The 5,462-nt window shown below is 64.6% G+C and carries 1 protein-coding gene and 1 pseudogene; both read left to right on the top strand.

Going from position 1 to position 5,462, the window contains the following annotated elements; translation table 11 throughout:
* Positions 1 to 135: pseudogene (locus EOA85_RS26135) on the top strand (HlyD family type I secretion periplasmic adaptor subunit); the annotation flags it as partial.
* Positions 136 to 1,111: 976 nt separating this feature from the next.
* Positions 1,112 to 5,462 (top strand): Ig-like domain-containing protein (locus tag EOA85_RS26130; protein ID WP_164759879.1); only part of this gene is annotated, 4,351 nt, incomplete at its 3' end.

The raw sequence follows: 5,462 nt of genomic DNA, 5'->3' as shown, positions 1-5,462 counted from the left end.
GTTTTGATCCGCCTGGATGAGACCGTCACCCGGGCCAATTTGGCGATCGTCACTAAGAGCTTGGACGAATTCGAGGCGCGCCTGGCTCGCCTTGAGACCGAGCGCGACGGCAAAGGAGGCATCGGCTTTCCGCAAGACAGCGCCGAACGTGCTTTCAACAAGCTCACCAGGACATTCGCGGCCCAGGTCGAAGCCCTAAAGAAATACCGCACCGGCGGCCAGCAGCCCGTCACGGTGAAGCACGTCACGGTGAACGAAGGCGGCCAAGCTATTGTCGGCAACGTCTCGCATGGGGGGCAGGGTGACGGAAAAAAATAGCGTCAACCTGATGAACCTAGCGTCGAAGCCGGGAGCGGGGCGCGTTTCGTCCTGCCTCCGTTCCGATAGTTGCCGTTCCGCTTGCCTTCAGGTGCGCCACCGCCGGCCCCGTAATTGCGACAAACTGCGTAGCCCCTCACCGCTGGCGATCGACTCTGGCAACCCGTCCGCTTCGACCGAGCATGACAACGGTCGAGCGGTTAACCGATGCCAGAACATTGTTCGCTCCTCTTGCCTCGAAGACGGAGCGCGGCGAGAGAACGCTCAATCCAACTCGACAGCGGCTGCGAACCATATTGGCCGGGATCGTGCCGCCTTCGAAAATACGATCAGTATTCCAAGTCCAACGGCCAGGACCGTTGCAACTTAACGTCCTGTTAGTACCATTGGACCAAAAGTGTCGCAATTACTGGATCGAGGCGCCATTCTCTTCTTGAACCATACCTTGAAAATAGCGGGAACCGAGCGCGAATCTCGGAATTGACCACAAGCTGAGGGTGGCAAGCGTTGCATGGGCAGTCTTCCAGTGTCAAAGACCGACGATCTTGAGCGGCTGAACCTGGCAACTATAGCGCTTGTCGATCGAATTACCCGAAAGCGAGAGCGCGTCCAAAAGCTGGGCCAAGAGGGGAAGAACGCCTTACCGACAAGATCGGCGCTCGCGATCATGTCGGATACGCCAAGCTGGCCTTCACAGAAGCGTACGGTTCCATCGAAGCCCAGAATCAGGCCTGCACGTTTAGCCGCCAATTCGTTTGGTGAAGTCATGCCTCAAATTCGGCATGTCGCGTTCGTGGACGCGAGCGTCCCGGATGTCGCGTTCCTTGTCGGCCACTTGCTAGCAAATGTGCGTGTGGTGGTGCTCGGCCCACACGAGCCCGCCTTTTCACAGATAGCGCGGGCGCTAGCGATCGATCGAAAGGTCGAGGTCGTTCATATTATCGCCCATGGGCTGCCGGGCGAGATCAGTTTCAGCGCCGGCCGCGTATCACACGAATCGATTCTTGAGAGCGCCGCCGAGCTTGCCGCTATTCGACACTCTCTGAAACATGGCGGCGAGATACGCTTGTGGGCGTGCAACGTCGCCGAGGGGCATCGCGGACGTGCCTTCGTGCGCGCGCTCGCCACGACCTGCGGCGTCTGCGTTTCGGCTTCAACCAGGCCGATCGGCGCCGAGGCGCTAGGCGGATGCTGGCAGCTCGATGAAGGCAGCGCCCGCGGGTGCGTGCCGCCGCTGACTGATCGGGGCCTTGCCGGTTATGTCAGCCTCCTGGCGACCTACAACGCAACGACGGGCCAGGACAATTTCACTGGCGACAGCGCAAATGATACGGTGGTCGTCAGCGACACCAACCAGATTCAGTCGTCCGATACCTTCGACGCCGGTGCCGGCACCGACGCGATCCAGATCGGCGCCACCGCAATATCTCCGGTCAGCGTCGATCTCAGCGCTGCCGGCACCGACGACGGTCGCGGCTTCCTCGGCTTCGAGGCCCTGACTTTTCTCAACCTTGCCGGCACCTCGTCGGCGACGTTTAGCTCCGCGCAGTTCGGCAGCGGCCTTATATCAGCTACCCTTTCCGTAAACGGTGTCGTCGCCGGCACCCAGAGGGTCGTCGTCAATATGTCCCAAGCTGGCACGTTCGCTGTGTCGGGCTGGACGTTCAACAGCTGGACCCTGGGCACCGACTCGCTGACCATCAACGGGTCGAGCGCGAATGACACCATCGTTCTCGGGGCGAGCTCGCCGGTTTCGGCGACCGACACTTATAATGGCGGCTCAGGCATCGACACAATCCAGGTCGGCGCGACGGGCAACGCCGGCACATCGATCAATTTCAGTGCTGCCGCCGCCAACGGCACGGCAGGCCTGGTCAGCATCGAAGGCCTGCAGTTCGCCAACAAGACGAAGACATCTACGGCCACCTTCACGGCGGCACAATTCGGCAACGGGTTGATCTCCACGGATCTCGCGGTCACCGGGACGTCATCAAGCCAGGCGGTCGTGGTCAATCTCTCGGCCGGCGGCTCGGTCAACCTGTCGGGCTGGACGTTCAGCGGCTGGAGCTCCGGCAGCGACACGATCACCCTGAGCGGCTCGACGGGCAGGGAGACCATCGTCGCTAGCAGCCAGGGCGATACCGTCGTCGGCGGTACGGGTGCCGACACGCTGACGGGCGGCGGAGGTCTCGACACCTACAGGTTCACGGTCGGCGACAGCGTCCTCACCATTGGCGGCTCCGGCACCTCCGGCACCATTGCCGGCTACGACGTCATCACGGACTTCAAAGTCGGCACTACTGCGGCGACGAGTGAGAAGATCAGTATGACCCGGGCGGCTGTGCCCGCGAACATCGCGGCAAGCGACGGCGCCAATTCCTCGCTGCAGCTTCACACCGGCGCCGTCGTCGCCTCGCATGCCATTACGAGCGGCATCGTCACGTTCAGCACTTCGAATACGTTTGCCGGTGCGGTCGCTCTCACCTCGCTCTCCGACGTCGCGGCCGTCGTCCAGTATTTGCGCAGCCAAGACTTCGGCAGGGACGGCGCATCCCTTGCCTTCACGGCCACGATCGGGGGCGTGATTCACACTTATCTTTATGTGCAGGGCGGCAATTCTGGCAACACGTCCAACGACCTGCTGATCGATCTGCCGAACGTATCGGCGACTGCCATCTCGGCGGCGAGTGGCAAGCTCAGCGTGCTCGATACGGTCGCACCCGCAGCGCCGTCGAGCCTGTCAATCGTCGAGAATGTGGGTGGCGGCATCAACGCCAGCGAGGCCGCCGACGGAACGGTGGCAGGCGTGAGCCTGGCGGGCACCGGCGCGATCGCGGGCGACACGCTGACCCTCAACTGGGGTACCCAGACCATCGCATACAAGCTGGCGGCCAGCGACATCCTCGCGGGCAGCGTGAGCCTGACGGTGCCGGTCGCTACCATCTCGGCCCAAGGCGACGGCACTTTCGACGTGACTGCGAAACTGACGGACAGTGCGGGCAACATCGGCAGCAACTCGTCGCCAGTTTCCGTCACGGTCGACCGGGTCAGCCCGTCGGCGACCGTGGACATTGTCGACGGCGCGCTGAACGTCGGCCATCCGAGCTCGACGGTGACGTTCACCTTCAGCGAAGCGCCGCTCGGCTTCACGGTGGACGACATCGCCGCGGTTGGCGGCACGGTGACCGGCCTCGCCGCGACAGCCGATCCGCTGGTCTACACGGCGACGTTCACGGCGACGGAAGGCTTCACCGGGACGGGCTCGCTCTCACTGTCTGCAGGCAGCTACACGGACGCGGTGCTCAATCCCGGCGGAGCGGGGTCGGACACGGTTGCGATAGATCGAGTGAGCCCGACGGTGACGGTCGACATCGTCGACAACGCGCTGAGCGACGGCGATGCCGGCTCGACGGTGATGTTCACGTTCAGTGAAGCACCGAACGGGCTTACGCTGAGCGATATCGCCGCGGTGGGCGGCACGATGAGTGGGCTCACGGCGACGGCCGATCCGCTGGTCTACACGGTGACCTTTACCGCCACCGACGGCTTCACGGGAACGGGCTCGGTCTCCCTGCCTGCCGGCAGCTACACCGACGAGGCGCTGAACCCGGGCGGTGGCGCCTCGGACACGGTGACGATCAATCGGGCGAACCCGACTGTGGCGGTCGACATCGTCGACAGTGCGCTGAACAACAGCGATCCCAGCTCGATGGTGACCTTCACCTTCAGCGAGGCGCCGGTCGGCTTCACGTTGAGTGATATCACGGCCGCGGGCGGCTCGCTGAGCGGCTTTACGGCCACGTCCGATCCGCTGATCTACACGGCGACGTTCACGGCGGCCGATGGCTTCACCGGACCCGGCTCGGTTTCGGTCACTGCGGGCAGCTATACCGACGCTGCCTCCAACGCCGGCGCCGCCGGATCGGACACGGTGGCGATCGATCGCGCCAACATGGGACTGAGCGTCGACATCGTCGAGAGCGCGCTGAGCGACGCCGCTCCGAGCTCGCAGGTGACGTTCACCTTCACCGAGGCGCCTGCCGGCTTCGAGGCGGACGACATCACGATCGTGGGCGGCACGCTGAGCGGGTTTACCGCCACCTCCGACCCGCTGGTCTACACGGCGACGTTCACTGCAATCGATGGCGTCAGCGGCGCGGGCTCGGTCTCGGTGGCGGCGGGCAGCTACACCGACGCGGCCGGCAATCCGGGCGTGGCGGGCTCCGACATCGTGGCGATCGACCGGCTCAATCCGATGGTAACGATTTATATTGGCGCCGGCGCACTGAGTGACGGCGAGCCGAGCTCGACGGTGACGTTCACGTTCAGCGAGGCGCCGGTCGGCTTCGCATTGAGCGACATCACGGCGGTGGGCGGAACGGTGACAGGCTTCGCTGCAACCTCCGACCCGCTGGTCTATACGGCGACGTTCACCGCGACCGACGGTTTTGCCGGCACCGGCTCGGTCTCCGTCGGCGCGGGCAGCTACACCGATGCGGCCGGCAATCCGGGACAACCGGCCTCGAATACGGTGACGATCGACCGGGCGAACCCTTCGGTGACGCTCGACATCGCCGCCGGCAGCCTGAGCGACGGCGCCCCGAGCTCGACGGTGACGTTCACGTTTACCGAAGCACCGGTCGGCTTCGTATTGAGCGACATCACGGCGGTCGGCGGCACGCTGAGCGGCCTTTCGGCCACGTCGGACCCGCTGGTCTACACGGCGACGTTCACCGCGACCGACGGTTTTGCCGGCACCGGCTCGGTCTCGGTTGCCGCGGGCAGCTATACGGATGCAGCCCTGAATGCCGGCGGGGCGGGGTCGGACGTCGTGGCGATCGACCGCCAGAACCCGACGGCGATGGTCAACATCGCCGACAGCTCGCAGAGCGACGGCAACCCGACCTCGGACGTGACGCTCACGTTCAGCGAGGCGCCGGTCGGTTTCACGCTGGGTGACATCACGGCGGTCGGCGGCACGCTGAGCGGCCTGGCCGCGACCGGCGATCCCCTGGTCTACACTGCGACGTTCACCGCCGCCGACGGCTTTGCCGGCACCGGCTCGGTGTCGGTGACGGCGGGCAGCTACGCCGACGCGGCGGGTAACGCCGGCAGCTCGGGCTCCGATACGGTGACCATCGACC

It is taken from the genome of Mesorhizobium sp. M5C.F.Ca.IN.020.29.1.1 (assembly GCF_003997375.1).
GTDB lineage: Bacteria > Pseudomonadota > Alphaproteobacteria > Rhizobiales > Rhizobiaceae > Mesorhizobium > Mesorhizobium wenxiniae.
Note: the sequence above shows the minus strand (reverse complement) of the source record. Positions and strands in the feature narration are given on the sequence as shown.